Annotated in this window: 25 protein-coding genes; 9 read left to right on the plus strand and 16 right to left on the minus strand. The window is 71.4% G+C overall.

The window, feature by feature from the left end; all coding sequences use genetic code 11:
* The 5 genes from AB0M36_RS30710 to AB0M36_RS30730 all read left to right on the plus strand — a co-directional run.
* A partial coding sequence (locus AB0M36_RS30710; protein ID WP_364164546.1) for a substrate-binding domain-containing protein occupies positions 1 to 594 on the plus strand: 594 nt, incomplete at its 5' end.
* A gap of 86 nt (positions 595 to 680) precedes the next feature.
* Complete coding sequence (locus AB0M36_RS30715; RefSeq protein WP_364164549.1) at positions 681 to 1490, plus strand: ATP-binding cassette domain-containing protein; 810 nt, start codon at positions 681 to 683, stop codon at positions 1488 to 1490.
* Positions 1487 to 2740 (plus strand): ABC transporter permease, encoded by a 1254-nt coding sequence (locus AB0M36_RS30720; RefSeq protein WP_364164551.1) that lies wholly within the window; start codon positions 1487 to 1489, stop codon positions 2738 to 2740. Before AB0M36_RS30715 ends, AB0M36_RS30720 begins: the two co-directional genes overlap by 4 nt.
* Positions 2737 to 3924 carry an ROK family transcriptional regulator gene (locus AB0M36_RS30725; RefSeq protein ID WP_364164554.1) on the plus strand — a complete coding sequence of 396 codons (1188 nt, stop codon included), beginning with the start codon at positions 2737 to 2739 and terminating at the stop codon, positions 3922 to 3924. Before AB0M36_RS30720 ends, AB0M36_RS30725 begins: the two co-directional genes overlap by 4 nt.
* A gap of 15 nt (positions 3925 to 3939) precedes the next feature.
* A complete protein-coding gene (locus AB0M36_RS30730; protein ID WP_364164934.1) occupies positions 3940 to 4200 on the plus strand; it encodes a DUF1707 domain-containing protein in 261 nt (86 codons plus the stop codon).
* On the opposite strand, the gene AB0M36_RS30735 is transcribed toward AB0M36_RS30730, so the two are convergent.
* The 12 genes from AB0M36_RS30735 to AB0M36_RS30790 form a co-directional block, all read right to left on the minus strand.
* Complete coding sequence (locus AB0M36_RS30735) at positions 4160 to 5944, minus strand: ABC transporter ATP-binding protein (protein ID WP_364164557.1); 1785 nt, start codon at positions 5942 to 5944, stop codon at positions 4160 to 4162. The two genes, AB0M36_RS30730 and AB0M36_RS30735, sit on opposite strands and share 41 nt — an antisense overlap.
* Complete coding sequence (locus tag AB0M36_RS30740) at positions 5941 to 7632, minus strand: ABC transporter ATP-binding protein (RefSeq protein ID WP_364164560.1); 1692 nt, start codon at positions 7630 to 7632, stop codon at positions 5941 to 5943. The genes AB0M36_RS30735 and AB0M36_RS30740 overlap by 4 nt, the downstream gene beginning before the upstream one ends.
* 43 nt (positions 7633 to 7675) lie before the next feature.
* The gene (locus tag AB0M36_RS30745; protein WP_364164563.1) at positions 7676 to 7930 is read right to left on the minus strand and encodes a hypothetical protein; all 255 of its coding nucleotides are present in this window, start codon (positions 7928 to 7930) and stop codon (positions 7676 to 7678) included.
* Between the two features lie 9 nt (positions 7931 to 7939).
* Positions 7940 to 8992: a tRNA (adenosine(37)-N6)-threonylcarbamoyltransferase complex transferase subunit TsaD gene (tsaD, locus tag AB0M36_RS30750; protein WP_364164566.1), complete on the minus strand. Its 1053-nt coding sequence runs from the start codon at positions 8990 to 8992 to the stop codon at positions 7940 to 7942.
* Positions 8985 to 9413, minus strand: coding sequence for a ribosomal protein S18-alanine N-acetyltransferase (rimI, locus tag AB0M36_RS30755; RefSeq protein ID WP_364164568.1), 429 nt, complete (start codon positions 9411 to 9413; stop codon positions 8985 to 8987). Before rimI ends, tsaD begins: the two co-directional genes overlap by 8 nt.
* Positions 9413 to 10111 carry a tRNA (adenosine(37)-N6)-threonylcarbamoyltransferase complex dimerization subunit type 1 TsaB gene (gene tsaB / locus AB0M36_RS30760; protein WP_364164571.1) on the minus strand — a complete coding sequence of 233 codons (699 nt, stop codon included), beginning with the start codon at positions 10109 to 10111 and terminating at the stop codon, positions 9413 to 9415. The genes rimI and tsaB overlap by 1 nt, the downstream gene beginning before the upstream one ends.
* Before the next feature lie 574 nt (positions 10112 to 10685).
* Positions 10686 to 11366: a uracil-DNA glycosylase gene (ung, locus tag AB0M36_RS30765; protein WP_364164574.1), complete on the minus strand. Its 681-nt coding sequence runs from the start codon at positions 11364 to 11366 to the stop codon at positions 10686 to 10688.
* Positions 11363 to 11878: a tRNA (adenosine(37)-N6)-threonylcarbamoyltransferase complex ATPase subunit type 1 TsaE gene (gene tsaE / locus AB0M36_RS30770; protein WP_364164577.1), complete on the minus strand. Its 516-nt coding sequence runs from the start codon at positions 11876 to 11878 to the stop codon at positions 11363 to 11365. Before tsaE ends, ung begins: the two co-directional genes overlap by 4 nt.
* A complete protein-coding gene (locus tag AB0M36_RS30775) occupies positions 11875 to 12996 on the minus strand; it encodes an alpha/beta hydrolase (protein WP_364164580.1) in 1122 nt (373 codons plus the stop codon). Before AB0M36_RS30775 ends, tsaE begins: the two co-directional genes overlap by 4 nt.
* A gap of 83 nt (positions 12997 to 13079) precedes the next feature.
* Positions 13080 to 14225 (minus strand): alanine racemase, encoded by a 1146-nt coding sequence (gene alr, locus AB0M36_RS30780; protein ID WP_364164583.1) that lies wholly within the window; start codon positions 14223 to 14225, stop codon positions 13080 to 13082.
* Positions 14226 to 14262: 37 nt separating this feature from the next.
* Entirely contained in the window at positions 14263 to 15711 is a 1449-nt protein-coding gene (locus tag AB0M36_RS30785; RefSeq protein ID WP_364164586.1) for an NAD(P)H-hydrate dehydratase, read from the minus strand.
* A gap of 18 nt (positions 15712 to 15729) precedes the next feature.
* Positions 15730 to 16098: a holo-ACP synthase gene (locus tag AB0M36_RS30790; RefSeq protein ID WP_364164589.1), complete on the minus strand. Its 369-nt coding sequence runs from the start codon at positions 16096 to 16098 to the stop codon at positions 15730 to 15732.
* A gap of 148 nt (positions 16099 to 16246) precedes the next feature.
* Here AB0M36_RS30790 and AB0M36_RS30795 point away from each other — a divergent pair, with 148 nt between their 5' ends.
* Entirely contained in the window at positions 16247 to 16525 is a 279-nt protein-coding gene (locus tag AB0M36_RS30795; RefSeq protein ID WP_364164592.1) for a hypothetical protein, read from the plus strand.
* A complete protein-coding gene (locus AB0M36_RS30800; protein ID WP_364164595.1) occupies positions 16522 to 17877 on the plus strand; it encodes an alpha/beta hydrolase in 1356 nt (451 codons plus the stop codon). Before AB0M36_RS30795 ends, AB0M36_RS30800 begins: the two co-directional genes overlap by 4 nt.
* Here AB0M36_RS30800 and glmS read toward each other — a convergent pair.
* Positions 17864 to 19747 (minus strand): glutamine--fructose-6-phosphate transaminase (isomerizing), encoded by a 1884-nt coding sequence (glmS, locus tag AB0M36_RS30805; RefSeq protein ID WP_364164598.1) that lies wholly within the window; start codon positions 19745 to 19747, stop codon positions 17864 to 17866. The genes AB0M36_RS30800 and glmS overlap by 14 nt on opposite strands.
* A 202-nt stretch (positions 19748 to 19949) precedes the next feature.
* Between glmS and AB0M36_RS30810 the strand changes: the two genes are divergently transcribed.
* Positions 19950 to 20936 (plus strand): MmpS family transport accessory protein, encoded by a 987-nt coding sequence (locus AB0M36_RS30810; RefSeq protein ID WP_364164601.1) that lies wholly within the window; start codon positions 19950 to 19952, stop codon positions 20934 to 20936.
* A gap of 23 nt (positions 20937 to 20959) precedes the next feature.
* Positions 20960 to 22144 carry a pyridoxal phosphate-dependent aminotransferase gene (locus AB0M36_RS30815; protein WP_364164604.1) on the plus strand — a complete coding sequence of 395 codons (1185 nt, stop codon included), beginning with the start codon at positions 20960 to 20962 and terminating at the stop codon, positions 22142 to 22144.
* A 137-nt stretch (positions 22145 to 22281) separates the two neighbouring features.
* On the opposite strand, the gene glmM is transcribed toward AB0M36_RS30815, so the two are convergent.
* The 3 genes from glmM to rplM all read right to left on the minus strand — a co-directional run bounded on the left by glmM (position 22282) and on the right by rplM (position 24755).
* The gene (gene glmM, locus AB0M36_RS30820) at positions 22282 to 23634 is read right to left on the minus strand and encodes a phosphoglucosamine mutase (RefSeq protein WP_364164607.1); all 1353 of its coding nucleotides are present in this window, start codon (positions 23632 to 23634) and stop codon (positions 22282 to 22284) included.
* A 150-nt stretch (positions 23635 to 23784) separates the two neighbouring features.
* Positions 23785 to 24291, minus strand: a complete 507-nt coding sequence (rpsI, locus tag AB0M36_RS30825; protein ID WP_364164610.1) for a 30S ribosomal protein S9 — start codon at positions 24289 to 24291, stop codon at positions 23785 to 23787.
* A 20-nt stretch (positions 24292 to 24311) separates the two neighbouring features.
* The gene (rplM, locus tag AB0M36_RS30830) at positions 24312 to 24755 is read right to left on the minus strand and encodes a 50S ribosomal protein L13 (protein ID WP_364164613.1); all 444 of its coding nucleotides are present in this window, start codon (positions 24753 to 24755) and stop codon (positions 24312 to 24314) included.
* Between the last annotated feature and the right edge of the window lie 480 nt (positions 24756 to 25235).

Below are 25235 nucleotides of genomic sequence, written 5' to 3' on the forward strand. Positions count from 1 at the left end.
GTGGTCGCCGAGCTCAACGGTTCGCCCACCGACAACAACTCCACGCTGTTCAAGCAGGGTTACGACTCGGTGTTGCAGCCGAAGTTCGACTCCGGAGACTTCGTGAAGGGCCCGGACCAGTCGGTGCCGGACTGGGACAACGCGCAGGCCGGCACGATGTTCGAGCAGATGCTGACACAGAGCAAGGACATCAAGGGGGTGCTGGCCGCCAACGACGGTCTGGGCAACGCAGTCATCTCCGTACTGAAGAAGAACAAGCTGAACGGCAAGGTGCCGGTCACCGGGCAGGACGCCACGGTGCAGGGTCTGCAGAACATCCTCGCCGGCGACCAGTGCATGACCGTCTACAAGGCGATCAAGCAGGTGGCCGACGCCGCCGCCGACCTCGCCATCTCGCTCGCCAAGGGCGAGAAGAAGACTGTCAGCCAGAGCATCAAGGATCCGGAGTCCGGCAAGGACGTCCCGGCCGTCCTGATCAGTCCGAGGGCGATCTTCAAGGAGAGCGTCAAGGACGTCGTGGCCGACGGGTTCGTGACCAAGGCTCAGCTCTGCACCGGCGACTTCGCGAAACTGTGCACCGAGAACGGCGTGTGAGCTGACCCGGGACGACGCCGCAGCACGCCACCGCCCACGCCCGGCCGGGGCGTGGGCGGCGCCGCACCGAAGAAGGAGAACCATCCGTGGCCGCGACACCCCTGCTGGAGGTACGCGGGATCGACAAGAGCTTCGGTCCCGTGCAGGTGCTCCACGACGTCGGAATGAACGTCTACCCCGGCGAGGTCACCGCGCTCGTCGGTGACAACGGCGCCGGCAAGTCGACCCTGGTCAAGTGTGTCAGCGGCATCTACACCATGGACGCGGGCACGGTGACCTTCGACGGAGACCAGGTGGCCATCCACAGTCCCCGCGACGCCGCGGCGCTCGGCATCGAGGTCGTCTACCAGGACCTCGCGCTCTGCGACAATCTGGACATCGTGCAGAACATGTTCCTCGGCCGCGAACGGGTACGCGGCCTGGTGCTCGACGAGCCCACGATGGAGCAGATGGCCAGTGACACGCTCGCCAGCCTCTCCGTGCGTACGGTGAAATCTTTGCGCCAGCTCGTGGCCAGTCTCTCCGGTGGGCAGCGGCAGACCGTGGCGATCGCCAAGGCCGTGCTGTGGAACAGCCGCATCGTCATCCTGGACGAGCCGACCGCGGCCCTGGGCGTCGCGCAGACCGCCCAGGTGCTGGAGCTCGTCCGCCGGATGGCCGACAACGGGCTCGGCGTGGTGCTCATCTCGCACAACATGAACGACGTGTTCGCCGTCTCGGATCGCATCACCGCGCTCTACCTCGGCCGGACCGCCGCCCAGGTGAAGACCACGGACGTCACCCACTCCCAGATCGTCGAGCTGATCACCTCGGGCCGCAGCGGCACCCTCGGCCTGCCGCCCGAGCGGCCGCTCAAGGGCTTCGCCGACTTCACCCCTCCGGGAGCGCACGCATGACCACCGTGATCTCATCGAGCGGGCCGGGGCGGGTGGCCGCGCCCACGGTCGCCAGCCACCTGCACGACTACTGGGGCCGCATCCGCGGCGGCGACATCGGCAGCCTGCCGGCGGTCCTCGGGCTCATCGTGCTCTGCCTGATCTTCGGTGTGGCCCGGCCGACGTTCTTCAGCGCGGTCAACTTCGCGAACCTGTTCTCGCAGGGTGCTGCGGTCATCTTCATCGCGATGGGCCTGGTCTTCGTCCTGCTGCTGGGCGAGATCGACCTGTCGGCCGGCTTCGCGAGCGGCGTCTGCGGCGCGATCATGGCCATCCTGCTCACCAACCAGGGTTGGCAGTGGTACTCGGCGATCCCGGTCGCCCTGGCCACCGGCCTGGCCATCGGGTTCACCCTCGGATTCCTGGTGTCGAAGCTGGGCATCCCGTCGTTCGTGGTCACGCTGGCGGGCTTCCTGGCGTTCCAGGGCATCCTGCTGGTGCTGCTCAGCGGCGGCAAGAACATCTCCGTCCGCGACACCTTCGTGCTGTCGCTGGCCAACGACAACATGCCGGTCTGGTTGAGCTGGGTGCTCGCCGGCGCCGCGATTCTCGGGTACGCCACGGCGCAGTTCCTGCACTACTGGGGCCGGGCCGTACGCGACCTGATCACCGAGCCGTTGGGGATCGTGGTGGCCCGCGTTGTGGGGTTGGCCGTCCTGCTGGTCGCCGCGGTCGCCGTCCTCACCCAGGAACGCAGCATCAACCCGTTGAACATCTCGGTGAAGGGCGTGCCGATCGTCGCTCCGATCATCGCGGTGGCGCTGATCGTGTGGACGTTCGTGCTGGGGCGCACGACGTACGGCCGGCACGTCTACGCCGTCGGCGGCAACAAGGAGGCGGCCCGCCGGGCGGGCATCCCGGTCGACCGGATCCGGATCTCCGTCTTCGTGATCGGCTCGTTCATGGCGTCGATCGGCGGCATCGTCGCGGCCAGCCGGGCCAACTCGGTCGACCCGAACTCCGGCGGCAGCAACGTGCTGCTGTACGCGGTCGGCGCGGCCGTCATCGGCGGCACCAGCCTCTTCGGCGGCAAGGGCCGGGTGCTCGACGCCGTGATCGGCGGCGCGGTGATCGCGGTCATCGACAACGGCATGGGCCTGATGGGTTTCAGCGCCGGTCAGAAGTACATCTTCACCGGCCTCATCCTGCTGCTCGCGGCGAGCGTCGACGCCCTGTCACGCCGCAGAGCCGCCGCTACCGGTAACCGATGAAGGCCGCGCCGAGCCAGGAGGAGGTACGCCGACACAACCTCGGCACCCTACTGCGTTATGTTCACATTCACGGCGCTACGTCCCGCGCCGAGCTCACCACCAAGCTGGGCCTGAACCGCAGCACCATCGGCGCCCTGACCGCGGACCTGATCACCGCGGGCCTCGTCTCCGAGAAGGGCCAGCGCGATACCGGCCGCGCGGGACGCCCCTCGCTGGTCGTCCGGCCCGAGTCGTCGATGGTGTACGCGTACGCCCTCAACATCGAGGTGGACCTGCTGCGCGCCGCCCGGGTCGGCCTCGGCGGGACGATCCTGGACCGGCGTGAGGCCCCCCGCCCCCGTGGCATGCAGGTGGTCGACGCGGTCAAGCCGCTCGCGGGGTTCATCAAGGAGATGAGCAAGGACGTGCCGCCCGGCGCCCGCTACCTCGGCGCCGGCCTGGCGGTCGCGGGCATGGTGCGCCGCGCGGACGGCATGGTGCGGCTCGCGCCCACGATCGGCTGGGTCGACCAGCCCGTCGGCGAGGCGCTGGTCGAGGAGATCGGCGACGTCGGCCCGTTGATCGTCGCCAACATCGCCGACGTCTCGGCCCTGGTCGAGCACAGCCGCGGCGCGGCCGCCGGCCGCGACAACGTCATCTACCTGTACGGCGACGTCGGCGTCGGCGCGGGCATCATCGCCGGCGGCCGGCGCATCACCGGCCACGGCGGGTACGGCGGCGAGGTCGGCCACATGGTCGTCAACCCGGGAGGCAGCCCCTGCGGCTGCGGCTCGCGCGGCTGCTGGGAGACGGAGATCGGCGAGTACGCGCTGCTCAGGCTGGCCGGGCGGGAGGACCGCACCGGCCGGGAGGCGGTGCTCGGCGTGGTCGAGGCGGCGATGCGCGGCGACTGGGCGGCCCAGCAGGCGGTCCGCCACGTGGGCGAATGGGTCGGGCTCGGGGTCGGCAACCTGGTCAACATCTTCAACCCGGAGGCGGTGATCTTCGGCGGCACGCTGCGCGACGTCTATCTGGTGGCGGCGGCCCAGATCCGGTCCCGGCTCAACGAGGTCGCCCTGCCCGCCTGCCGCGAGCACATCCGCCTGCGTACGCCGGAGCTGGGCACCGACGCGGCCCTGATCGGCGCCGCCGAGCTGGCCTTCGAGAAACTTCTGGCGGATCCGCTGCTGGATCCGGGCGGCTAAAGTACGCCCGTGAGCATGCGCGCCTCCGACGAGGACCGGCAGCGGATCATGGCCGCGTTGGAGCGGCACACCGGAGCCGGACGGCTGACCCTGGACGAGTTCACCCAGCGGGTGGGCGTCGCCGCCGACGCCCGGACCCTCGACGAACTCGCCGCCGTGGTGAGCGACCTGCCCGCCGAGGCGACCCAGGAACGACAGCGGCGCGAGTTCCTGCTGCTGCTCGCGATCGCGCTCGTCACGCTTGTTCTGCTGGGTGTGTTCCTGGGCCTGCGCTAGATCCGACCGGCGGCGTGCCGTGCCACGAGTCCCACAGCGCCGCGTAGGAACCGCGCGCCGCGACCAGTTCGTCGTGCGAGCCCAGCTCGGTGATCCGCCCGTCCTCCACCACCGCCACCCGGTCCGCGTCGTGGGCCGAGAAGAGCCGGTGCGCGATCGCGACGACCGTACGCCCCTTCAGCACCGCCGCCAGCGACCGCTCCAGGTCCCGGGCGGCCCGCGGGTCCAGCAGCGCGGTGGCCTCGTCGAGCACGAGCGTGTGCGGATCGGCCAGCACCAGTCGCGCCAGCGCGACCTGTTGCGCTCTCGCGGCCGACAGGCTCACCCCGCCCGCGCCCACCACCGTGTCCAGGCCGTCCGGGAGCTCCTCAGCCCAGCTCAGGGCGTGCACCGCGGCCAGCGCCTGCCGGACGTCGGCCGCCGAGGAACCGGGCCGGACCATGGCGATGTTGTCGCGCAGCGTACCCATGAAGACGTGGTGTTCCTGGCTGACGAGGGCGACCTCCGTACGCAACCGGTCCAGGGGCAGACCGGCCAGCGCCACGCCACCGACGGTGAGCGACCCACCGCCCGGCGTGTGCACCCCGGCGAGCAAACGGCCCAATGTGGACTTTCCGGCCCCGGACGGGCCGACGATCGCCAGCCGCTCCCCCGGCGCGATCCTCAGCGAGATGCCGTGCAGCACCTCACGGCCCTCGACGTAGGAGAACCGGACGTCCTCCGCGACGATCTCGGCGCCGCGCGGTGTCAGCGAGGTCGGCGCCGGGGTGCGGAACGACACCCCGAGCAGCCGGGCCAGCGAGGCCGCGCCGACCTGCAACTCGTCCAGCCAACCGAGGAAGCGGTCGATCGGGTCGACCAGCATCTGCGCGTAGAGCACCGCGGCCGTGACCTGACCGAGGCTGACCCAACCGCGCAGGTGGAACCAGCCGCCGAGCAGCAGCGTGCCGACCACCGGCAGGACGTAGCCGACCTCGATCGACGGCATCCACACCGTCCGCAGGAACAGCGTGTAACGCTCGGCTCGCCACGACCGGCGCAGGTCGCCATCCGTACGCAAGATGCGCTGCCGCTGACGCCGCAGCGCGTCGACCGTCCGGGCCCCCTCGACGGTCTCCGCGAGACCGTCGGTGACCTGCGAGTACGCGGCGTTCTGGCGCAGGTAGCCGCCCGCCGCCCGGCGCAGGTACCAGCGGGTGGACCAGGTCAGGATCGGCACGGCGATCAGCAACGGCAGCGCGAGCAGGGGGCTGACCAGGATCAGCGCACCGACCGCGAGCGACGCGGTGATCATGGCGATCAGGGTCTCCGGCACCGCGAAGCGCAGGCAGCGAGACAGCGCGTCGACGTCACGGGAAGTCCTGGTCAGCAGGTCACCCGTGCCCGCACGCTCCACGGTGGACAGCGGAATTCGCAGAACCCGGTCGACGAAGTCCTCCCGCAGCTCGGCGAGGATCTGCTCACCGAGCCGCGCCGAGGACAGGTAGGCGAACCGCACGAACACGGCCTGCAACACCACGAAAACGGCGATGACGGCGGCGATCCGGTCCACCGTCCGCACCCCGGCATGGTGCTGGATCGACTCGACCAGCTCGCCGAGCAGGCGCGGGCCGACCAGGCCCGTTACGGCGGCGAGCGCGTGCAAGACCACGGTCGTCGTGAGCGCGCGCGGATGCCGGCGGAACAGCTCGCGGGCGTACCGGCGCACCTGGCGGGAGTCCGCCACCGGGAGCGCGTTGCTCACTCGCGCAGCACCGTCCTCGCGTAAGCGAGGCTGCCGTCCAGCAGCTCGCGATGGGTTCCCTCGGCGATCACCGATCCGTCCTCGACATAGAGGACGTGATCGGCGCGGTCGAGCACCAACGGGCTGGTCGAGCAGACGACCGTCGTGCGCCCGCCGCGGGCGGCCGCGAGCCGCGCCGCGACGCGGGCCTCGGTGTGCGCGTCCACGGCGCTGGTCGGCTCGACCAGCACGAGGATCTCCGGGTCGGCGACCAGCGCCCGGGCCAGCCGCAACCGCTGCTGCTGTCCGCCGGAGAAGCTGCGCCCCCGCTCCGCGACCTCGCTGTCCAGGCCGTCGGGCAGCGCCTCGACGACGTCGGTCGCGGACGCCGCGGCCAGGGCGGCCGGCGCGCGCCCGGTGCCGTGCGGATCGAGATCGTCGCGCAACGGCCCGGAAAAAAGCCGAGCGTCGTTGTCCGCCACCACGATCCGCTCACGCACGCTCACCAGATCAAGATCCTTCAACGGTACGCCGGCAAGCATCGTCCCCGCGCCAGCCGCGGTGTAGTGGCCGAGCCGATCCGCGATCGCGACCGCGTCGGCCGGCACCGTGGCCGCGATCGCCGTGACCATCCCGGCCCGGACGACCACTCCGGACACGGGATCGACCAGGTCACCCCGCTCCGGAGCGGGTCTCGGCAGGGACGGCCCGCGCAGGTCGGAGCGGACCCGCAGCATCGACACGACGCGGCGGCCGGACACGTGACCGCGGGTCAGTTTGTCGATCGTCTCGGTGAGCTGGCGCAGCGGCGAGACCAGGAAGGCCGCGTACCCGTAAAAGGAGACCAGCTGGCCCACGGTGATCCGTCCGGAGATCGCGAAGCGCGCCCCCAACCAGGTGACCAGCACCAGGAAGACGCCGGGCAGCAGCACCTGGGCCGCGTCGAGCAGGCACTCCACGTGGGCGACCCGCACCCCGGCCGAGCGCAGCCGCTGCGACTCGACGCGATAGCGCCCCGACATCACCGGCTCACCGCCGACGCCGCGCAGCACCCGCAGACCACCGACCAGATCGGTGGCGCGGGCGGTGAGCCGGCCCTGCTGTTCCCGGTACGCCTGCTGCCGCCGGTGCAGAGGCCGGATCAGCAGGCTGACGACGGCCATCAGAACGGGGATGCCGAGCACCACCACCAGGCCCAACGGCACGGAGGTGAGGAGCAGGATCGTGGTAACCGTCACGACGGCGACGACCGAGCCGACGCCCCGGGCGGTGATATCGATGGCGTTGCCGATGTGGGTGATGTCCGCCGTACCGATGGCGACGACCTCGCCCGCCTCGAGCCGTCGCGGCAACGCGGCCCCGAGCCGGCCCGCCTGCCGGACCGTGACCTGCACCGTACGGTAGGCGGCGGAAAGCCAGTTGAAGACGGCCCGGCGGTGGCGCAGCAGGCCGGCACCGGCCTGCACGAGGCCGACGGCCAGCAGAACCATGCTCCAGATCAGCAGCTGACGGCCGTCGCGACCGGTCAGCCCGGCGTCGATCGCCCGGCCGATGACTGCGGGAACGAACGCCTGACAGACCATCCAGACGACCGCGAAGAGGATCGCGGCGCTGACGGATACCCATGTGCGCCGGGCAAGCCACCCCAGATAGCGGGAGGCGGACCGGTGATCGGGAGAGCCGGGATCGGCGGGGGGCAGATCTCGCATCGCCCTTCGACGTTACGTAACCCCGCCGTCACGATCCAGCGCGTTATCTGTCGACCGGCGAGAAATCCCACACGTGCGGAGAGCGCGCCACGAGGTTTGCCGGCGGCGCCGGAAGGGCAGCGGGACTGTTCCGCCACTTCGAGATGACCACAATGCGCAGATCCGTGGAGGTGAAGACCTCACTCGACACATGGGAGGGCAGCACCTCCAGCTTCGGCAGCGCCTCGTCACACACCCAGCTCAGCAGCTCGTCGAAGCCACTTCGCGAGGCGCGCACCTCCCACATTCGTGCGATCATGCTCGCTTCCTACCCCGCCACAGCGATCGAGGTCAATGACATCGCCGAATCTGCCGGAAGATCGAGCCGACTGGGTGCCACCCCGGCCGCCACGAGATGCGAACCGAGCGCCGCGACCATCGCGCCGTTGTCCGTGCACAACTGCGGACGAGGCACGCGTACCCGGACACCCAGCTTCGCGGCGCGCTCCTCGGCCAGCAGCCGCAACCGCGAGTTCGCCGCGACACCCCCACCGATGATCAACGTCTCCACGCCGTTCTCCCGGCAGGCGTCGAGCGCCTTCGCGGTAAGGACGTCGCAGACCGCCTCCTGGAAACTCGCGGCCACGTCGGCAACCGGCACCGGCTCGCCACTGCGCTCCCGCGCCTCCACCCAGCGCGCCACGGCCGTCTTCAGCCCCGAGAACGAGAAGTCGAACCGGTGCTCGGCAAGATCCTTCGGCGCGGTCAGACCCCGCGGAAAGGCGATCGCCTTCGGACTGCCGTCCCGAGCCGTACGGTCGATCACCGGCCCGCCCGGAAAACCCATCCCCAGCAGCCGGGCAACCTTGTCGAAGGCCTCCCCCGCGGCATCGTCGATGGTCGCACCGAGCGGCGTTACCCCGGCGGTGAGATCGTCGACGAGCAACAGCGACGAATGCCCGCCAGAGACGAGCATCGCCACAGCGGGCTCCGGCAACGGCCCATGCTCAAGGGTGTCGACGGCGACGTGCGCGGCAAGATGATTGACGCCGTAGATCGGCTTCTCCGCGGCGAGCGCATACCCCTTGGCGGCGGCGACCCCGACCAGCAGCGCACCCGCCAGGCCCGGCCCGGCCGTCACGGCGATCGCGTCGATGTCGGCGAGCGTGACACCCGCCTCGTCCAACGCCCGCCGCATCGTCGGCACGATGGCCTCCAGATGCGCCCGGCTGGCAACCTCGGGCACGACCCCACCGAACCGCGCATGTTGATCCACACTGGAGGCCAGCGCGTCGGCGAGCAGGGTGTGACCACGAACGATGCCGACACCGGTCTCGTCGCAGGAGGTCTCGATTCCGAGGACCAGGGGCTCGTCAGGCATCGCGCATCATCACCAGTGCGTCCGTATTGCTCGGTTGGTAGTAACCCCGCCGGATCCCGACGGGCTCGAATTCGTAGGAGGCGTAAAGCCGCTGCGCGGCCTGATTGTCGACGGCAACCTCGAGCAGCACCTTGCGCGCCCCCGCCCGCTCCAGCAACGTCTCGAGCAGCGCCCGGCCAAGCCCCCGCTTCTGAGCGGTCCGCTTGACGGCGATGTTCTGCACCCAGCTCTCCTGCTCATCGACGACAGCCAGCCCGGCATAGCCGACAAGCTCGTCATCCTCCCGGGCCACGACGTAGAAATGCCGCTGGGCCAGCTCATTCCAGAACATGGCCGCGGACCACTTCTCCGACCCGAAAAGATCCTCCTCCAGAGGCAGCACCTCGGCGATGTGCCACCACCGAAACCGCTCGATCGCCATCAGATCGCGCTACCCACGCCGTCGCCACTCCCAGACCGCCCACCCGGCAGCACCGGCTTACGAGCGGAAGGCTCCACCGCATCCGGCCGACGCAGATAGAGCGGCGTAAGCGGCTCACCGGGCGCCCCCGCCCGGATCTTGTCCAACGCCAGAGCGATCAGAGCCTCCCCCGGCGGGTGCAACAGCCGGTCATCGATCGGCACCCCGAACACCTCGCTGTACTTCAGCGCGCCCTCACCCACGGCCCGATCGGCGTCGACCCGCACCTCGGCCGGCTTCGCCACCTCAGGATCGATCACCCGCTTGCCGTCGACGTAGGTGGCGAAGTAGACCTCCCGCCGCCGCGCATCGGTCGCGACCAGGACCCGCCCGGGCCCGGCCGCCCGACCAAGAGCATCGAGCGAACAGATCCCGTACGTGGGAACGCCCAGCGCCTGCCCCATGCTCGCGGCGGTGGCAAGCCCCACCCGCAGCCCGGTGAACGGTCCAGGGCCGAGCCCGGCGACGATCGCGCCCAGCTGGGCCGGCCGCGCCCCGGCGTCGGCGAGGACGGCGCGGATCTGCGGGGCCAGCAGCTCACCATGCGCCCGCGGATCGACGATCCGCCGCTCGCCGAGACCGGTCAGGCCGGCGTCGGTGACCTCCGCCAGGGCGGCGGTGACCGCGGGTGTGGAGGTGTCCAGAGCGAGAACGAGCACTAGGAAACAGTAGCGGCCGTGGGTTGCCGGGCCGGCCGCAGGCAGCCGTGGGTTACACCGGGCCGCCGCAGGCAGCCGTGGGTTACACCGGGCCGCCGCAGGCAGCCGTGGGTTGCCCGGCCCGCCGCAAGCGGCCGTGGGTTGCCCGGCCCGCCGCAGGCAGCCGTGGGTTACACCGGGCCGCCGCAGGCAGCCGTGGGTTACACCGGGCCGCCGCAAGCGGCCGTGGGTTGCCCGGCCCGCCGCAAGCGGCCGTGGGTTGCCCGGCCCGCCGCAAGCGGCCCCGGGCTGCCGGCCAGCCGCAAGCGGCCCGAAATGGCCGCCCGAGTCGCGCGCCAACTCAAGACCGCCCTGCCGGGCCGCGACCCCCGGCTTGCCCGGGCCGCAGCCGGCACGATCCCGGGCCGCAGCCGGCACGATCCCGGGCCGCAGCCGGCACGATCCCGGGCCGCAGCCGGCACGATGCCACGCCGCGGTGTGGCGGCGCGGTGTGGCGGCGCGATGCGGCGGCGCGGTGTGGCGGCGCGGTGTGGCGGCGCGATGCGGCGGCGCGATGCGGCGGCGCGGATGCGGCTCAGGCGCGCGGGTCCCAGTTGATCGGTGGGCGGCCGGCGTCGGCGAGCGCCTTGTTGGCCGCGCTGAACATGCGGGCGCCGAAGAAGTCCCGGCCGCCGTTCAGGGGGCTGGGATGACCGGACTCGATCACCGTGTGCACCGGGTTGGTCACGAGGGCTGCCTTCTTGCGGGCGTACGAGCCCCAGAGCAGGAACACCACGCGCTCCTGCCGAGCGTCCAGGGCGCGGATCGTGGCGTCGGTGAACACCTCCCATCCCTTGTTCTTGTGCGACGCCGCGGCTCCCGCCCGTACGGTGAGGACCGCGTTGAGCAGTAGCACGCCCTGCCGCGCCCAACCGGTGAGGTCTCCGCTGGTCGCGGGCGGCACCCCGACGTCGTCGGCCAGCTCCTTGTAGACGTTGCGCAGGGACGGCGGCACCCGGACGCCGTCGCGGACGCTGAAGCTCAGGCCGTGTGCCTGGCTGGGCCCGTGGTACGGGTCCTGGCCGAGCAGCAGCACCCGGGTCCCCTCCGGCGGGCACAGCCGGTAGGCCGCGAAGAGATCCTCGATCGGCGGGTAGATGGTGTGCTCGGCATACTGCTCGCCCACGAAGCTGCCCAGCGCCTCGGTGGCGGCGGGGTCGAGGAACGGCGTCAGCTCCGTACGCCAGGCGGACGGGAGCAGATCGGGCAGGTTCACATGATCTCCGGTGGGGGGTCGCAAGGGTAGGGAAGCTTGTCGAGGCGAACCGCCCAGTCCCCGCCGTGTGGCACCAGGTCGATCACCCGGGTGTCGTCGTCGAGGCGGTTGAGGTGGACCGCGAGGTACTCGTCGTTGAGCTGCTCGACCAGGCCCGCGCCCCACTCCACGACGGTGACCGCGTGCTCGGCGGAGGCGTCCAGGTCGAGATCGTCGATCTCCGCCCGCGGGTCGGCCGCGTCACCCAGCCTGTAGGCGTCCGCGTGCACCAGCGGAACCTCGCCCCCACCGCCCCGGTCGGGCCGGTGCACCCGGGCGATCACGAACGTCGGCGAGGTGATGTCGCCGAGCACCTTCAGCCCGGCGCCGATGCCCTGCACCAACGCGGTCTTGCCGGCGCCGAGCGGACCGGTCAACAGGACCAGATCGCCGGCACGCAGCAGGCCCGCCAGCCGGCCGCCGAACGCGCGGGTGTGCTCCACAGTGGGCAGACGGATTCCGGTTGTGCTCAAGACACCCGCTCCAGGAAGGGAAACAGCGCCGCGTTGACCTCGTCCGCCTTTTCCAGCATGACCACGTGGCCGCTGTTGTCGATCTTCAAGAGCTCGGCACCCGGCAGTCTTCGGAGGATGTCCTCCGAGTGTGCCACCGGAGTCAGATAGTCCTTCGTGCCGACCAGCACCAGCACCGGCACCGACTCGAGCGCCGACAGGGCCGGGAATCGGTTGTGCGTGTAGAGCGTCCGCAGGTACTTGGTGATGGTTTCGATCGAGGTCTTGGAATTCATCTGTTCCACGAACGTGACGAGCGAGGGACTCGGCCGGGCGTCGCCGAAGCCATAGCGGCGGGTCAGCAGCCAGGCGAGATCGGACGAGGCGAGCCGGGCCCGCTCGATCGCCGGGCCGCCCAGCCGCGCCGCCCCGCCCCAGAGCGGGATGAACGGCGCGGTGGCCCGTGCCGCCAGCGTCGGCAGGCCCAGCTTGGCCTTGTCGATCAGACCGGCCGATGTGGACATCAGGACGACGCCGGTGACCCGCTTGCCGAACCATTCCGGATACTGCTCGGCGAACGCCATGATCGTCATGCCGCCCATCGAGTGCCCGACCAGGATGATGTGCCCGTCCGGCACGGTCGCGTCGAGCACCGCCGCCAGCGACTTGCCCAGCGCCGCGATGTCGTAGTCACCGGACTGCAGGCGACTGGACCGGCCGTGACCAGGCTGGTCGTAGAAGATGAGCCGGTGCTCCCCCAGCTCGGTGAGCGCCTGCCGCTGGAAATAGAAGGTGCCCATGTCCAGGGCGAAGCCGTGCACGAAGACGATCGTGGGCTTGGCCGCGGCCCCGGTCAGCCGGGGCTCGACGATCTCCACATGCAGGTCGGTGCCGTCGGCGGCGGTCACGGTGAGCTGCGTGTCGTGCGGCTGGTCACCGAATTCCTCGTCGGCGTGCGGGTCACCCGGCGCGTTGACCGACCTGCGGACGAGCGCCCGCTCGACCGCGAACGCGGTGGCGAGCCCGGCCGCGGCGACACCGATGACGGCACCGGCGATGCCGACCTGCTTCGCCCGGCGTCGCGGACCGGATCGACCGGACCGCGACGAGGAACGGGCGGGCGGTTTGGCGGGGCTCATCCGGCCTCCTCAGGACTCATTCGGCGTCCGCGTGAGCGGACTACTCGGCGCGACGAAAACCAGCGACCTGATGTGCGAGGGACTCATTCGGCTTCCGTGGGTTGGGGTATACCCGCCGAACCGTCGTAGATCCGCGGCACGCGCGATCCGCCGAAGCGCGTCACGATCTCGTAGTTGATCGTGCCGATCGCGTCGGCCCAGTCGGTGGCGGTCGGCTCCCCGTTGTCGCCCGCACCGAACAGGACAGCCACGTCACCCTCCGCGACCTGATCGTCGCCACAATCCAGCACGAACTGGTCCATACACACCCGGCCAGCGATGCGCCGCACGGCACCGCCGAGGTGGACCGGCCCCACATTGGAGGCGTGTCGAGGAACACCGTCGCCATAGCCGAGTGGCACCAGAGCCAGCGTCGTCTCGGAATCGGTGTGATACGCGTGACCGTACGAGACTCCTTGACCGGCCGGGACCCGCTTGGTGAGCGCGACCCGGGCCCGGACCGTCATCGCCGGGCGCAGGTCGGCCCGCGGCGGACCCGGCAGCGGAGACAGCCCGTAGATCGCCACGCCCGGCCGGACGAGGTCGTAGTGGGCGTCGGGCCGGGTCAGAGTCGCCGCCGAATTGGCGATGTGGCGGTAACGCGGCTCGATGCCGAAACGCTCCGCCGTCGCCAGCCCCTCGGCGAAGACCGCGAGCTGACGGTCGATCGTCTCGTGACCGGGCGCGTCGGCGCACGCGAAGTGGCTCCAGATCCCGACGACCTCCACGTCCCCGTCGGCCTGGGCCTTCGCCGCCGCCTCCACCAGGGCCGGCCACCCAGACGGCGGCGCGCCGTTGCGGGACAGGCCAGTATCGATCTTCAGATGCACGCGGGCCGGACGCCGGACCCGGCGCGCGGCCACCACGACCTCGTCGAGCTGCGCCAGGCTGCTCGCGTTGAGGTCGACGTCCGCCTCGACACCCTCGTGCAGCGGCAGGCCCGGCGCATAAAGCCAGGCCAGCATGGGGGTGGTGAGTCCGGCCCGGCGCAGCGTCAGGGCCTCGTCGAGGGTGGCAACACCGAGCCAGGAGGCACCGCCGGCAAGGGCCGCGCGGGCTGCCGGCAGCAGACCGTGCCCGTAACCGTCGGCCTTGACGACGGCCATGACCTCAGCGGTCGTGCCGGCGCACAGCGTCGCCACATTGTCCCGAATCGCGTCGAGGTCGATCCGAATCTCGGCCTGCCACATGTTCATCAGCCTACTGACCGGGTCCGACAGAACCGTGTCACAGCAGGTCCGCCAGGACGGGACGCAACGCGGCGGCCACGTCGGAGGCCGTCACCGGACCGCCGGTCCCGGCCCTGCGCCCGGCCAGGCCGTGCACGTACGCCGCGGCCACGGCCGCCCTCTCGGCGGGCAACCCCGCGGCGAGCAGTGACCCCAACAATCCGGCCAGCACGTCACCCGATCCGGCGGTTGCCAGGTCGGGGGTGCCGGTGGAATTGGCCCAGACCTCCCCGGAGGGCGTCGCCACGATGGTGCGGTCCCCCTTCAGCAGGACGACCGCGTTCATCCAGGCGGCGAGCCGGCAGGCGGCACCCACCCGGTCGGTGCCCGGCGCCTCCCCGGCCAGTCGGGCGAATTCGCGGTCATGGGGCGTGATCACCAGCGGTGCGTCCCGCCGCAGGTCGGCCGCGTGCTTCCCGTCGACCAGCAACGTCAGCGCGTCGGCGTCGAGCAGGACGGGCAAGGAGCCGGCGAGAACGCTGCGTAGCTCCGTACGCGCGTCGTCGCCGGTCCCGAGCCCGGAGCCGCACACCCAAGCCTGCACCCGACCGGCGTCGGCGACGCGCTCGGCGACGATCACCGAAGGGTGCTCGCGGAGGACCTCCCCGCCCGCGCTGCCCGCGTAACGCACCAGGCCGGTCGGACCGGCCAGCGCGCCGGCGACCGACAGCACCGCCGCGCCCGGGTACGTCGCCGAGCCGGTAGCCACGCCGACCACCCCGCGGCTGTACTTGTCCGAGGCGGCGCTCGGCCGGGGCCACCACGAGACGACGTCGGACGCGTCGGGGACGCGTACTGCTGCGGTGGCGTGCAGCGTCGCACCCAGGCCGATATCCACCAGGTCGACGTGGCCCGCGAGGGCCGCGGCGGGACCCACGACGTGCGCGGGCTTGAGACATCCGAAAGTCACCGTGACATCGGCATGCACCGCGGGACCCGGCACGTCGCCGGTGTCCACCACGACCCCGCTCGGCACGTCCACCGCCACGATGGGAGGCCGCGCGCCGTCCCTCGCGCGCAGGGTGCCGAGACGAGCGACCAGGGCCGCCGCGGGAGGTCGCAGACCGCCGCTCGCCCCGATGCCGACGATGCCGTCGACGACGAGGTCGGCCCGATCCGGCAGATCGCTGACCGTACGGCCGCCGGCTCGGCGCAGCGCGGCGAGGCCGGCGTGGTGGACGCGGTCGGGGCGGAGAAGAACGGCTCGCACCGCGGCGCCGCGCGTGGCTAGTCGGGCGCCCGCGAAAAGGGTGTCGCCGCCGTTGTCGCCGCTACCGACGAGGAGCACGACCGTCGCGCCGTAGACGCCGCCGCTCTCGTGCAGCAGCAGCGCGCACCGGCGCGCCAGACCCGCCGCGGCACGCTGCATGAGGGAACCGTCGGGCAGGGTCGCCATCAGGGCTTTCTCCGCCGAGCGTACGTCCGTGACCCGCCATGCCTGCCGCATCCGCGCTCCCGTGTCGTCTCAGGCCTCGGCGACCACCATGGCCGAGGCGATGCCGCCGTCGTGAGACAGCGACAGGTGCCACCGGTTGACGCCTCGCTCGACCGCCACCGCCGCGACCGTACCGGAGACCGTCAGCCACGGCCTGCCGTCCGGATCCGAGACGATCTCACAGTCGTGCCAGCGCAACCCCGCGGGGGCGCCGAGGGCCTTGGCCACCGCTTCCTTGGCCGCGAACCGCGCGGCCAGCGACTCCGGCGACCGCGGGTTGCCGGACGGCGTCGCCCGCTCCGCATCGGTGAAGAGGCGGTCCGCGAGCAGCGGCGTCCGTTCCAGCGCTCGGGCGAACCGTTCGACCAGCACCACGTCGATCCCGACAGACACGATCACACGGCCAACCCTATCCAAGCCGGTTGTCCACAAACGCGGTCTCGGGCGGACGGTTGTCCACAGGCCGCCCACGGCCGGCCGGCCGATTCCCTAGCGTCGTCGTCCCGAGCCCATCGGAGGGCCGGGACGTTGCCGATGGAGGTTGCCGATGACGCCGGATTTCGAGGTCGACACCGAGGGCGTGCGCGCCTGGGCCGCGGCGCTGACGACAGCGGGCGGCCAGCTGCGCTCCGATCCGCTGCCGCCGGTGCCGGGTCCGCACTGGTCGGCCACCGACGCGGGTGCGGTCGCCGCGGAGGCCGCGCGACGAACCCTGGCGGCGATAGCGGACGACCTCATCATCATGGGGCGCTCGGCCGAAGGTGTCGTCCGCGACTACGAGGCGGCCGACGATCGGGTCGCCGCACGCCTTCGGGGCGTCCGGTGACAGTGCTGCGGGCGACCGATCCGGGCCACTGGGCCGCGGCCGCGTGCGCGTGGCGGTCCTTGGCCTCGGCGGCCGGGCGCTGGGCCGCCGAGGTGCGGCACTGCGCGACGACGGTGCGGACGGTCTGGCGCGGTGCGGCGGCCGAGGCGGTCAGCGCCAGGCTGGCCCGGCTGCAACGCCTGCTGGATCTCTTCCGGCTCGGCTGCTGGGCCGCCGATCAGGCACTGAGCGAGTTCGCCGCCGCGCTGATCCGGGCCAGATCGGGCGACGACATGCGGGCCGCCGCGGCGGCGGACGCGACAGCGAGCGCGTTGCTGCGCGGATTGTTCCTGATCCCGGCCTCGCCGCCGGGCGCCGATCCACCGGCCTGCACGGCGACGCCCGCCGAGGTGGGCCGCTGGTGGGCTGGCCTCGGGCCGGAGCACCGCGAGTGGCTGCTGGCCACCGAGCCGGGATGGATCGGGTCGCTCGACGGGGTTCCGGCCGCCGCCCGCGACCGCGCCAACCGGCTGCTGCTCGACAGGATGCACGTCGACGGCACGCTCCCGGAGCGGCTGGCGGACGGCGACGGTCCCCGGGCCTACCTCTTGCGGATCGATCCCGCCGGTGAGGGACGCGCGATGGTCGCCCTGGGCGACCCTGACCGGGCGCGGAACGTGCTCACCCAGGTGCCCGGAATGACGGCCGACCTGGCGTCGTTCGGCGGCGAGCTGGCCCGCGCGGAACGGATCGCGGTCCGTGCGGGCGAGCTGGCACCCGGCGAGGCCACCAGCGCGATCATGTGGCTGGGCTATGACGCCCCCGACTTCCTCGGCGAGGCGGCGAGCCGGTCGCACTCCGATGCCGGAGCCCCCACCCTGCGACGTTTCCAAGACGGGCTGCGCGCCACCCACGAGGGTCCGCCCGCCCGGCACACCGTGTTGGGACACAGCTACGGGTCGCTGGTGGTCGGTGCCGCCGCGGACCGGCCCGGGCTCGCCGCCGACAGCGTGGTCCTCGTCGGCTCACCGGGAGTCGGCGTGGATTCCGCGGCGGACCTGCACATACCCACCGGCGAGGTCTGGGCCACGACGTCCCGCACGGATGTCATCCAATGGGCGGCGGTCTCGCCGCGCGGCCTGGCGGAGGATCTGCTCTCCGCCCAGGTCCGGCCGGCGGGGGCTCTGCTCGCGTTCGGCCGGCCGGAGGACGACCTGTATTTCGGCCGGAACCCCGCCGACCCGTCCTTCGGCGCCCGGACGTTTCCGAGCCCCGCCGACGCCGGGCACCTCGGCTATTTCACCGATGGCAGCCCGGCGCTCGACGCGCTCGCGAACATCGCCCTGGGACGGACCGATGTCATTCCACGGTGACGGACTTGGCCAGGTTGCGCGGCTGGTCGACGTCGTGACCGCGGGCGGCGGCGATCTCGCAGGCGAGGATCTGCAGCGGCACAGTGGTCATCAGCGGCGCGAGCAGGGTGGGCGTCGGCGGCACCAGGATCAGGTGATCGGCGAACGCCCGGACGTCCTCGTCGCCCTCCTCCGCGATCACGATGGTCCGGGCGCCACGGGCGCGGACCTCCTGGATGTTGGAGACCACCTTGTCGCGCATCACGCCCCGACCGGCAGGCGACGGCACCACGCAGACCACCGGGGTGCCCTCGTCGATCAGCGAGATCGGGCCGTGCTTGAGCTCGCCTGCCGCGAAGCCCTCGGCGTGCATGTAGGCGAGTTCCTTGAGCTTGAGCGCGCCCTCCAGAGCCACCGGGAAGCCGACGTGCCGGCCGATGAAGAGGACCGTCGAGGCGGTCCGCAGATCGCGGCCGAGGGCCCGGACGTCCTCCATCCGGTCCAGCAGCGTGCGCAGGCTGTCCGGGGTGGCCTGGAGCTTCTCGACCACGGCGGCGACCTCGTCGGCGTACATCACGCCGCGGATCTGGGCCAGGTGCAGGCCAATCAGGTAACAGGCGACCAGTTGGGTGAGGAACGCCTTGGTGGAGGCGACCGCGATCTCCGGCCCGCCGTGGGTGTAGAGGACCGCGTCGGACTCGCGCGGGATGGTGGAGCCGTTGGAGTTGCAGATGGCGAGCACCCGGGCCTTCTGCTCCTTGGCGTGCCGCAGCGCCATCAGGGTATCCATCGTCTCGCCGGACTGGCTGATCACGATGACCAGGGTGGAGCGGTCCAGGATCGGGTCGCGGTAACGGAACTCACTGGCCAGCTCCACCTCGCAGGGGATCCGCACCCAGTGCTCGATGGCGTACTTGGCGACCATCCCGGCGTGGTACGACGTGCCGCAGGCCACGATGAACACCTTGTCCACGTCGCGCAGGTCCTGGTCGGTGAGCCGGACCTCGTCGAGGATGATCTCGCCGCGCTCGCTCAGCCGGCCGAGCAGGGTGTCCGCGATGGCCTGCGGCTGCTCGGCGATCTCCTTGAGCATGAAGTACTCGTAGCCGCCCTTCTCGGCGGCGGACAGGTCCCAGTCGACGTGGAATTCCTGCCCGGTCGCCGGGACGCCGTCGAAGTCGGTGATCTCGATGCCCGCCGGGGTGATCAGCACGACCTGGTCCTGACCGAGCTCGACCGCTTCCCGAGTGTGCTCGATGAACGCCGAGACGTCGCTGGCCAGGAAGTTCTCCCCGTCGCCGCGGCCGACCACGAGCGGCGAGTTGCGCCGGGCGGCGACCACCGCGTCGGGCACCTCGACGTCGACCGCGAGCAGCGTGAAGGCTCCCTCCAGCCGTCGCACGACGCGCCGCATGCCCTCGGCGAGCAGCGCCGGGCCACCCTCCGCACCGGCCTCGCGCAGCGCACGCATCTCCGAGGCGAGCAGGTGCGCCGCGCACTCGGTGTCGGTGTCGCTGCGGAACTCGACGCCACCGGCCTCGAGTTCGGCGCGCAGCCGGGCGAAGTTCTCGATGATGCCGTTGTGGATGACGGCGACCCGGCCGTCGGCGGAAAGGTGCGGGTGTGCGTTACGGTCGGTCGGGCCGCCGTGTGTGGCCCACCGGGTGTGCCCGATGCCGGTCCGGCCGGCGGCGATGCCGTCGCCCGCGCGCTCGGCGAGCGCCTTCTCCAGGTTCGCCAGCTTGCCGGCACGCTTCTCGGTCTGAACCTCGCCATTGTCGATGACGGCGATGCCCGCGGAGTCGTACCCGCGGTATTCCAGCCGCCGAAGACCATCGAGAACGATACTCAGGGCCGGACGATTCCCTACGTAACCCACGATCCCACACATGCGGGGCAGCCTAGCGGACCTTCGCTCATGGGCGCTGCTCGAGCGGCATACTTTCGCGCATCGTACGTGATTGAAACAGCCGTTCGGTCAGGCGTGGTCCGCCTCGTGTCCAGGTCAGGGCCGACCCCGACACGACCGGGTGATCCTTTTCTGGCGCCGGAGGCGTACCGTCGTCGGCCAGACACCTGCTCTGGAGTGACGATTGAGCTACCCACCGCCGCCCTCGGATCCCACGCGCCCGCTCCCGCCGGAGGAGCCGCCGTCGGGTCAGCCCTGGTCATCTCCGACCGGCGACCCGCTCGCGGCGCAGCCCCTGGAACCGCCGACCGCGGGATCGCCCGACGAGGCCCCCACCGCGCTGCAATACCCGCCCGCGGGGCCGCACAGCGCGCCACCGGCCATGTCGCCCCCATCGCCCGCTGTGCCGCAATACCAGCCCGGCTACGCCTCGCTGCCCGAGACGCCGGCCAGCGCGCCACCGGACGGCTATCCGCCGACCTCGCTGTTTCCGGCGGTCAGCCAGCCGCAGTACTCCCCGCCGGAGTACTCCCAGCCGGAATACCCGCCGCCCGGGGGATACGGCTCCCCGCCCGGATACGGGCCGCCTCCCGGCTACGGCGCTCCTCCCCCGCCCCCGCCCAAGCGCAGCAACACACCGCTGGTCGTGGTCCTCGTCGCGGTCACGCTGTTGCTCTGTGCCGGCGGGATCACCTCGGGGGTCCTGCTGGTCATCCGGGCCACCGACAAGGCCAAGGACACGATCAACTCGCTCCCGACCGAGCTGCCGAAGGTGCCGAAGGTGCCGAAGGTGCCGACCGAGGTTCCGGCGCTGCCGACCGACCTGCCGGATCTGCCCACCGACCTGCCGGAGCTCCCGACCGACCTGCCGAAGCTGCCGGGCAACAACAAGAAGATCGAGGTGGAGTACGAGGTGACCGGCGACGGCCCGGTCGACATCTTCTACCTGGTCGAGCTGGGCAAGGAGCCCAAGCGGGTGCACAACGCCTCCCTGCCCTGGCGCAAGAAGGTGACCCTGCGCGGTACGTCGCTGGTCTCGGTGGTCGCCGTCCGCGGCAACACCTCCGACGGCTCGGTCACCTGCAGCGCGACGGTCGACGGCGAGGAGGTCGCCGAGAAGACGAGCAGCGGCACCTTCGTCACCGCCGCCTGCAACAAAGTGATCTTCTAGCGGTGGGTCGTAGGCTGACGGGCGTGACGACGACCTCGGCGGACCCGCTCGTTGGCCGCATGCGCCCCTTCGGCACGACCATCTTCTCCGAGATGTCCGCGCTCGCCCTGCGGACCGGCTCCGTCAACCTGGGGCAGGGATTCCCCGACACCGACGGCCCGCCGCAGATGCTGGCGGCGGCCGCGGAGGCTCTACGATCCGGCGCCAACCAGTACCCGCCGCTCGCGGGCATCCCGGCGCTGAGGCAGGCCGTGGCCGCCCACGAGGAACGGTTCTGGGGACTCGCCCGCGACCCGGACACCGAGGTCGCGGTCACCGCCGGGGCCACCGAGGCGATCGCCGCGACCATCCTGGCGCTGTGTGAGGCCGGCGACGAGGTGGTGTGCTTCGAGCCGTACTACGACTCGTACGCCGCGTCGATCACGCTGGCCGGTGCGGTCCGGCGGCCGGTGACGCTGCGCCCCGGCGCCGACGGCCGCTACGAGTTCGACGAGGGCGAACTGCGCGCCGCCTTCGGACCCCGGACCCGCCTCGTGCTGCTCAACACGCCACACAACCCGACGGGCAAGGTCTTTACGCCGCAAGAGTTGGCGCTGGTCGCGCAGCTTTGCCAGGAACACGACGTGTACGCCGTGACGGACGAGGTCTACGAGCACCTCGTCTTCACCGACGCCGGCTCGCCGCACGTGCCGCTGGCCTCGTTGCCCGGCATGCGCGAGCGCACGCTGCGGATCTCGTCGGCGGGCAAGACCTTCTCCTGCACCGGCTGGAAGGTCGGTTGGGCTACCGGCCCCGCGGCACTGGTCTCCGCCGTGCTCCGGGTCAAGCAGTTCCTGACGTTCGTCAACGCCGGTCCGCTGCAGCCGGCCGTGGCGGTGGCACTCGCACTCCCGGATGCCTACTTCACCGCGTTCCGCGACGGGCTCCAGGCCCGCCGGGACCGGCTGATCGCGGGGCTGACAGACGCCGGCTTCGGCGTGCTACCACCCGCGGGGACCTACTTCGTGACCGCCGATATCACACCGCTCGGCGGAAGCGACGGGGTCGACTTCTGCCGTGCCCTTCCGGAGCGTTGCGGCGTCGTGGCGGTGCCCACCCAGGTCTTCTACGACCACCAGGATCAGGGCCGCCACTTGATCCGCTTCGCCTTCTGCAAGCGCGAGGAAGTGATCGACGAGGCCGCTCGGCGCCTGCGCACCCTCGCCTGAGAGCCCGGAGCGACCGGAGCGACCGGAGCGACCGGAGCGACCCGGAGAGCCCGGAGCGACCCGGAGCGACCCGGAGCGACCCGGAGAGCCCGGAGAGCCCGGAGCGACAGAGTCGGCCGGGCCCTCGGGCCGGATCTTTAGGCCGGGCTCGCGGCCCGGACCTCGTCGGCGACCCGCTCGGCGACCGTACGGGCCTGCTCCTGCGTCTCCGCCTCGACCATCACCCGGACGAGCGGCTCCGTGCCCGACGGGCGCAGCAGCACCCGCCCGGTCTCGCCCAACTCGTTCTCCGCCAGCGCCACCGCCGCCTGCACGGCCGGCGCCTGGGCGCCCGCCTCGCGATCCTTGACCGGCACGTTGATCAGCACCTGCGGGAGCTTGTGCATCACCGCCGCCAGGTCCGCCAGGGACTTGCCCGTGGACGCCATCGTCGCCATCAGGTGCAGGCCGGTCAGAACGCCGTCGCCGGTCGTCGCGTACGCCGGCATGACGATGTGGCCGCTCTGCTCGCCGCCGAGGGCGAGGTTGCCCGCGGTCAGCTCCTCGAGCACGTAGCGGTCGCCGACCTTCGTCTCGAGCAGGCGGATCCCGGCCTGCTTCATCGCCAGCCGCAGGCCGAGGTTGCTCATCACCGTGGCGACGAGCGTGTTCTCGGTGAGCGTGCCCGCCTCGCGCATCGCCAGCGCCAGGATCGCCATGATCTCGTCGCCGTCGACGACCTCGCCGGTCGCCGTCACGGCCAGGCAGCGGTCGGCGTCGCCGTCGTGGGCCAGGCCGAGGTCGGCGCCCTCGCGGATCACCGTCTCGCGCAGCGACTCCAGGTGGGTGGAGCCGCAGTTGTCGTTGATGTTGAGGCCGTCGGGGTCGGCGTGGATGGCGATGACCTCGGCACCCGCCTGCTCGTACGCGGTGGGGCCGACGTCGCTGGCCGCGCCGTTCGCGCAGTCGACGACCACCTTGACGCCCGCCAGACTGTGCGGCGTCGCGGCGACGAGGTGCTTCACGTAGTGCTCCGCCCCGTCCAGCAGGTCGTGCACGCGTCCCACGCCGGCGCCGGTGGGGCGACCCACGAGCCCGTGCCCGTCCTCGATCGCCGCCTCGATCCGCCCCTCGAGCTCGTCCGGCAGCTTCTGGCCGCCGGGGGCGAACAGCTTGATCCCGTTGTCCGGCATCGGGTTGTGCGAGGCGGAGAGCATCACCCCAAGGTCCGCCTGAGCCTGTCCGACCAGATAGGCGACCGCCGGGGTGGGCAGCACACCGACCCGGACGACGTTGGCGCCCGCGCTGGTCAGGCCCGCCACCACCGCCGCCTCGAGCATCTCGCCGCTGGCCCGCGGGTCCCGACCGACGATCGCGAGCGGCTGGTGGCTCCGGTCACTCTCGATGAGCACCCGGGCGGCCGCGACCGCGACCGAGAGCGCCAACTCCGGAGTGAGGAGGTCACCGTTTGCCAGGCCGCGTACGCCGTCCGTGCCGAAGAGTCGCCCCATGGCGATCGTTCCTTTCGCCGGTCTGTCTCTATCAGTAAAGGCCGACCGGTGCGTTGTTCGGGCAGGGAAATGCGAAACGGCCGGGCGCGCCCCACGCGTGGGGGCGGACCCGGCCGTTCGGTCAGACGTCGTGCAAGGCGAGCGCTGCGATCAGCGCTTCGAGTACTGCGGGGCCTTACGGGCCTTCTTGAGACCGTACTTCTTGCTCTCCTTGACCCGCGCGTCACGGGTGAGGAAGCCGGCCTTCTTGAGCGCCGGGCGGTCGTCGGGCTCGTTGGTGATGAGCGCGCGAGCGATGCCGAGGCGCAGCGCACCGGCCTGGCCGGTGATGCCGCCGCCGCGGAGGTTGGCGATCACGTCGAACTGCTCGGCCTTCTCGGCGGTGTTCAGCGGCTCGCGGATGAGCTGCTGGTGCACCTTGCTCGGGAAGTAGTTCTCGAGCTCGCGGCCGTTACAGGTGATCTTGCCGGAGCCGGGAACGAGGCGCACCCGGACGATGGCCTCCTTGCGGCGGCCGACGGTCTGGATCGGACGGTCGCCCGGACGCGGGGCGCGCACGGTGACCGGCGCGGCCTCGACGACCACCACGGTCTCCGCGGGGGCTTCAGCGGGTGCCTCGACGGTCTCGACGACCTCGGGCTCGACGATGTCGGACATGCTGTTTCCTTCGCCCGCGCTCACTGCGCGATCTGCTTGATTTCGAACGGCACCGGCTGCTGCGCGGCGTGCGGGTGCTCGGCGCCGGGGTAGACCTTCAGCTTCTTGATGATCTGCCGGGCGAGCTTGTTGTGCGGGAGCATGCCCTTGACGGCCAGCTCGACCGCGTGCTCGGGCCGCTTGGTCAGCAGCTCTTCGTAGTTGACCTGCTTCAGACCACCGGGGTAGCCCGAGTGGCGGTAGGCGACCTTGGTCTGCCGCTTGTTGCCGGTCAGCGCGACCTTGCCCGCGTTGATGATCACCACGAAGTCGCCGGTGTCGACGTGCGGGGCGAACGTCGGCTTGTGCTTGCCGCGCAGAAGGGTGGCGGCGTGGGTGGCCAGGCGACCCAGAACGACGTCAGAAGCGTCGATAATGTGCCACTGACGCTCGATCTCACCCGGCTTCGGGCTGTACGTACGCACAGAATTACCTTGTCTCGTCGTCGGTCTGGGGGCGCGCGCCTTGTTCGTCATCGACGCACTGCGTCAAGCACGAACATCAAGCGTACCCCGAAGGGGACGCTCGGAGCCGTCGCACAACAGCAGGCAACAATACCCGCCTGCGCGGCGCGCGGTCAAAACGGGCTAGGAGGCCCGTCAAGCCGACGGACCGCATAACTTATCGGCCCCAGGATAGGCCGTCACCCCCGGCACGCCGACGGCGGGTGACGTGATTCCACCCACCGAGGCCCCAGGAGGGTACGAAAGCCTCTTAGCGGGCCCGAAACATATGGGACCCGAGACCGAAATGACCCACCGGCACGCTTCGGTCATGGCGAATGGCGCGCACAGCCCGAGAACCCGGACCGCCGCCGCCGGGTCCCCACCCCGCAGGGTCCGAGCGGGCGGCGGGTGCGCCCGGGGAGGGCCGGCCGCCGGATGACGCCGGGACGCGCCGGAGGG

The sequence above is a fragment of the Actinoplanes sp. NPDC051346 genome (genome assembly GCF_040682215.1).
In the GTDB taxonomy this organism is placed as follows: Bacteria; Actinomycetota; Actinomycetes; order Mycobacteriales; family Micromonosporaceae; genus Actinoplanes.

Excerpts from the sequence above, each read along its gene's own strand:
- AB0M36_RS30720 (WP_364164551.1), top strand. The coding sequence starts at position 1,487 with ATGACCACCGTGATCTCATCGAGCGGGCCGGGGCGGGTGGCCGCGCCC.
- AB0M36_RS30725 (WP_364164554.1), top strand. The coding sequence starts at position 2,737 with ATGAAGGCCGCGCCGAGCCAGGAGGAGGTACGCCGACACAACCTCGGC.
- AB0M36_RS30730 (WP_364164934.1), top strand. The coding sequence starts at position 3,940 with ATGCGCGCCTCCGACGAGGACCGGCAGCGGATCATGGCCGCGTTGGAG.
- AB0M36_RS30740 (WP_364164560.1), bottom strand. The coding sequence starts at position 7,632 with ATGCGAGATCTGCCCCCCGCCGATCCCGGCTCTCCCGATCACCGGTCC.
- AB0M36_RS30745 (WP_364164563.1), bottom strand. The coding sequence starts at position 7,930 with ATGATCGCACGAATGTGGGAGGTGCGCGCCTCGCGAAGTGGCTTCGAC.
- tsaD (WP_364164566.1), bottom strand. The coding sequence starts at position 8,992 with ATGCCTGACGAGCCCCTGGTCCTCGGAATCGAGACCTCCTGCGACGAG.
- rimI (WP_364164568.1), bottom strand. The coding sequence starts at position 9,413 with ATGGCGATCGAGCGGTTTCGGTGGTGGCACATCGCCGAGGTGCTGCCT.
- AB0M36_RS30775 (WP_364164580.1), bottom strand. The coding sequence starts at position 12,996 with ATGAGCCCCGCCAAACCGCCCGCCCGTTCCTCGTCGCGGTCCGGTCGA.
- alr (WP_364164583.1), bottom strand. The coding sequence starts at position 14,225 with ATGTGGCAGGCCGAGATTCGGATCGACCTCGACGCGATTCGGGACAAT.
- AB0M36_RS30785 (WP_364164586.1), bottom strand. The coding sequence starts at position 15,711 with ATGCGGCAGGCATGGCGGGTCACGGACGTACGCTCGGCGGAGAAAGCC.
- AB0M36_RS30795 (WP_364164592.1), top strand. The coding sequence starts at position 16,247 with ATGACGCCGGATTTCGAGGTCGACACCGAGGGCGTGCGCGCCTGGGCC.
- glmS (WP_364164598.1), bottom strand. The coding sequence starts at position 19,747 with ATGTGTGGGATCGTGGGTTACGTAGGGAATCGTCCGGCCCTGAGTATC.
- glmM (WP_364164607.1), bottom strand. The coding sequence starts at position 23,634 with ATGGGGCGACTCTTCGGCACGGACGGCGTACGCGGCCTGGCAAACGGT.
- rpsI (WP_364164610.1), bottom strand. The coding sequence starts at position 24,291 with ATGTCCGACATCGTCGAGCCCGAGGTCGTCGAGACCGTCGAGGCACCC.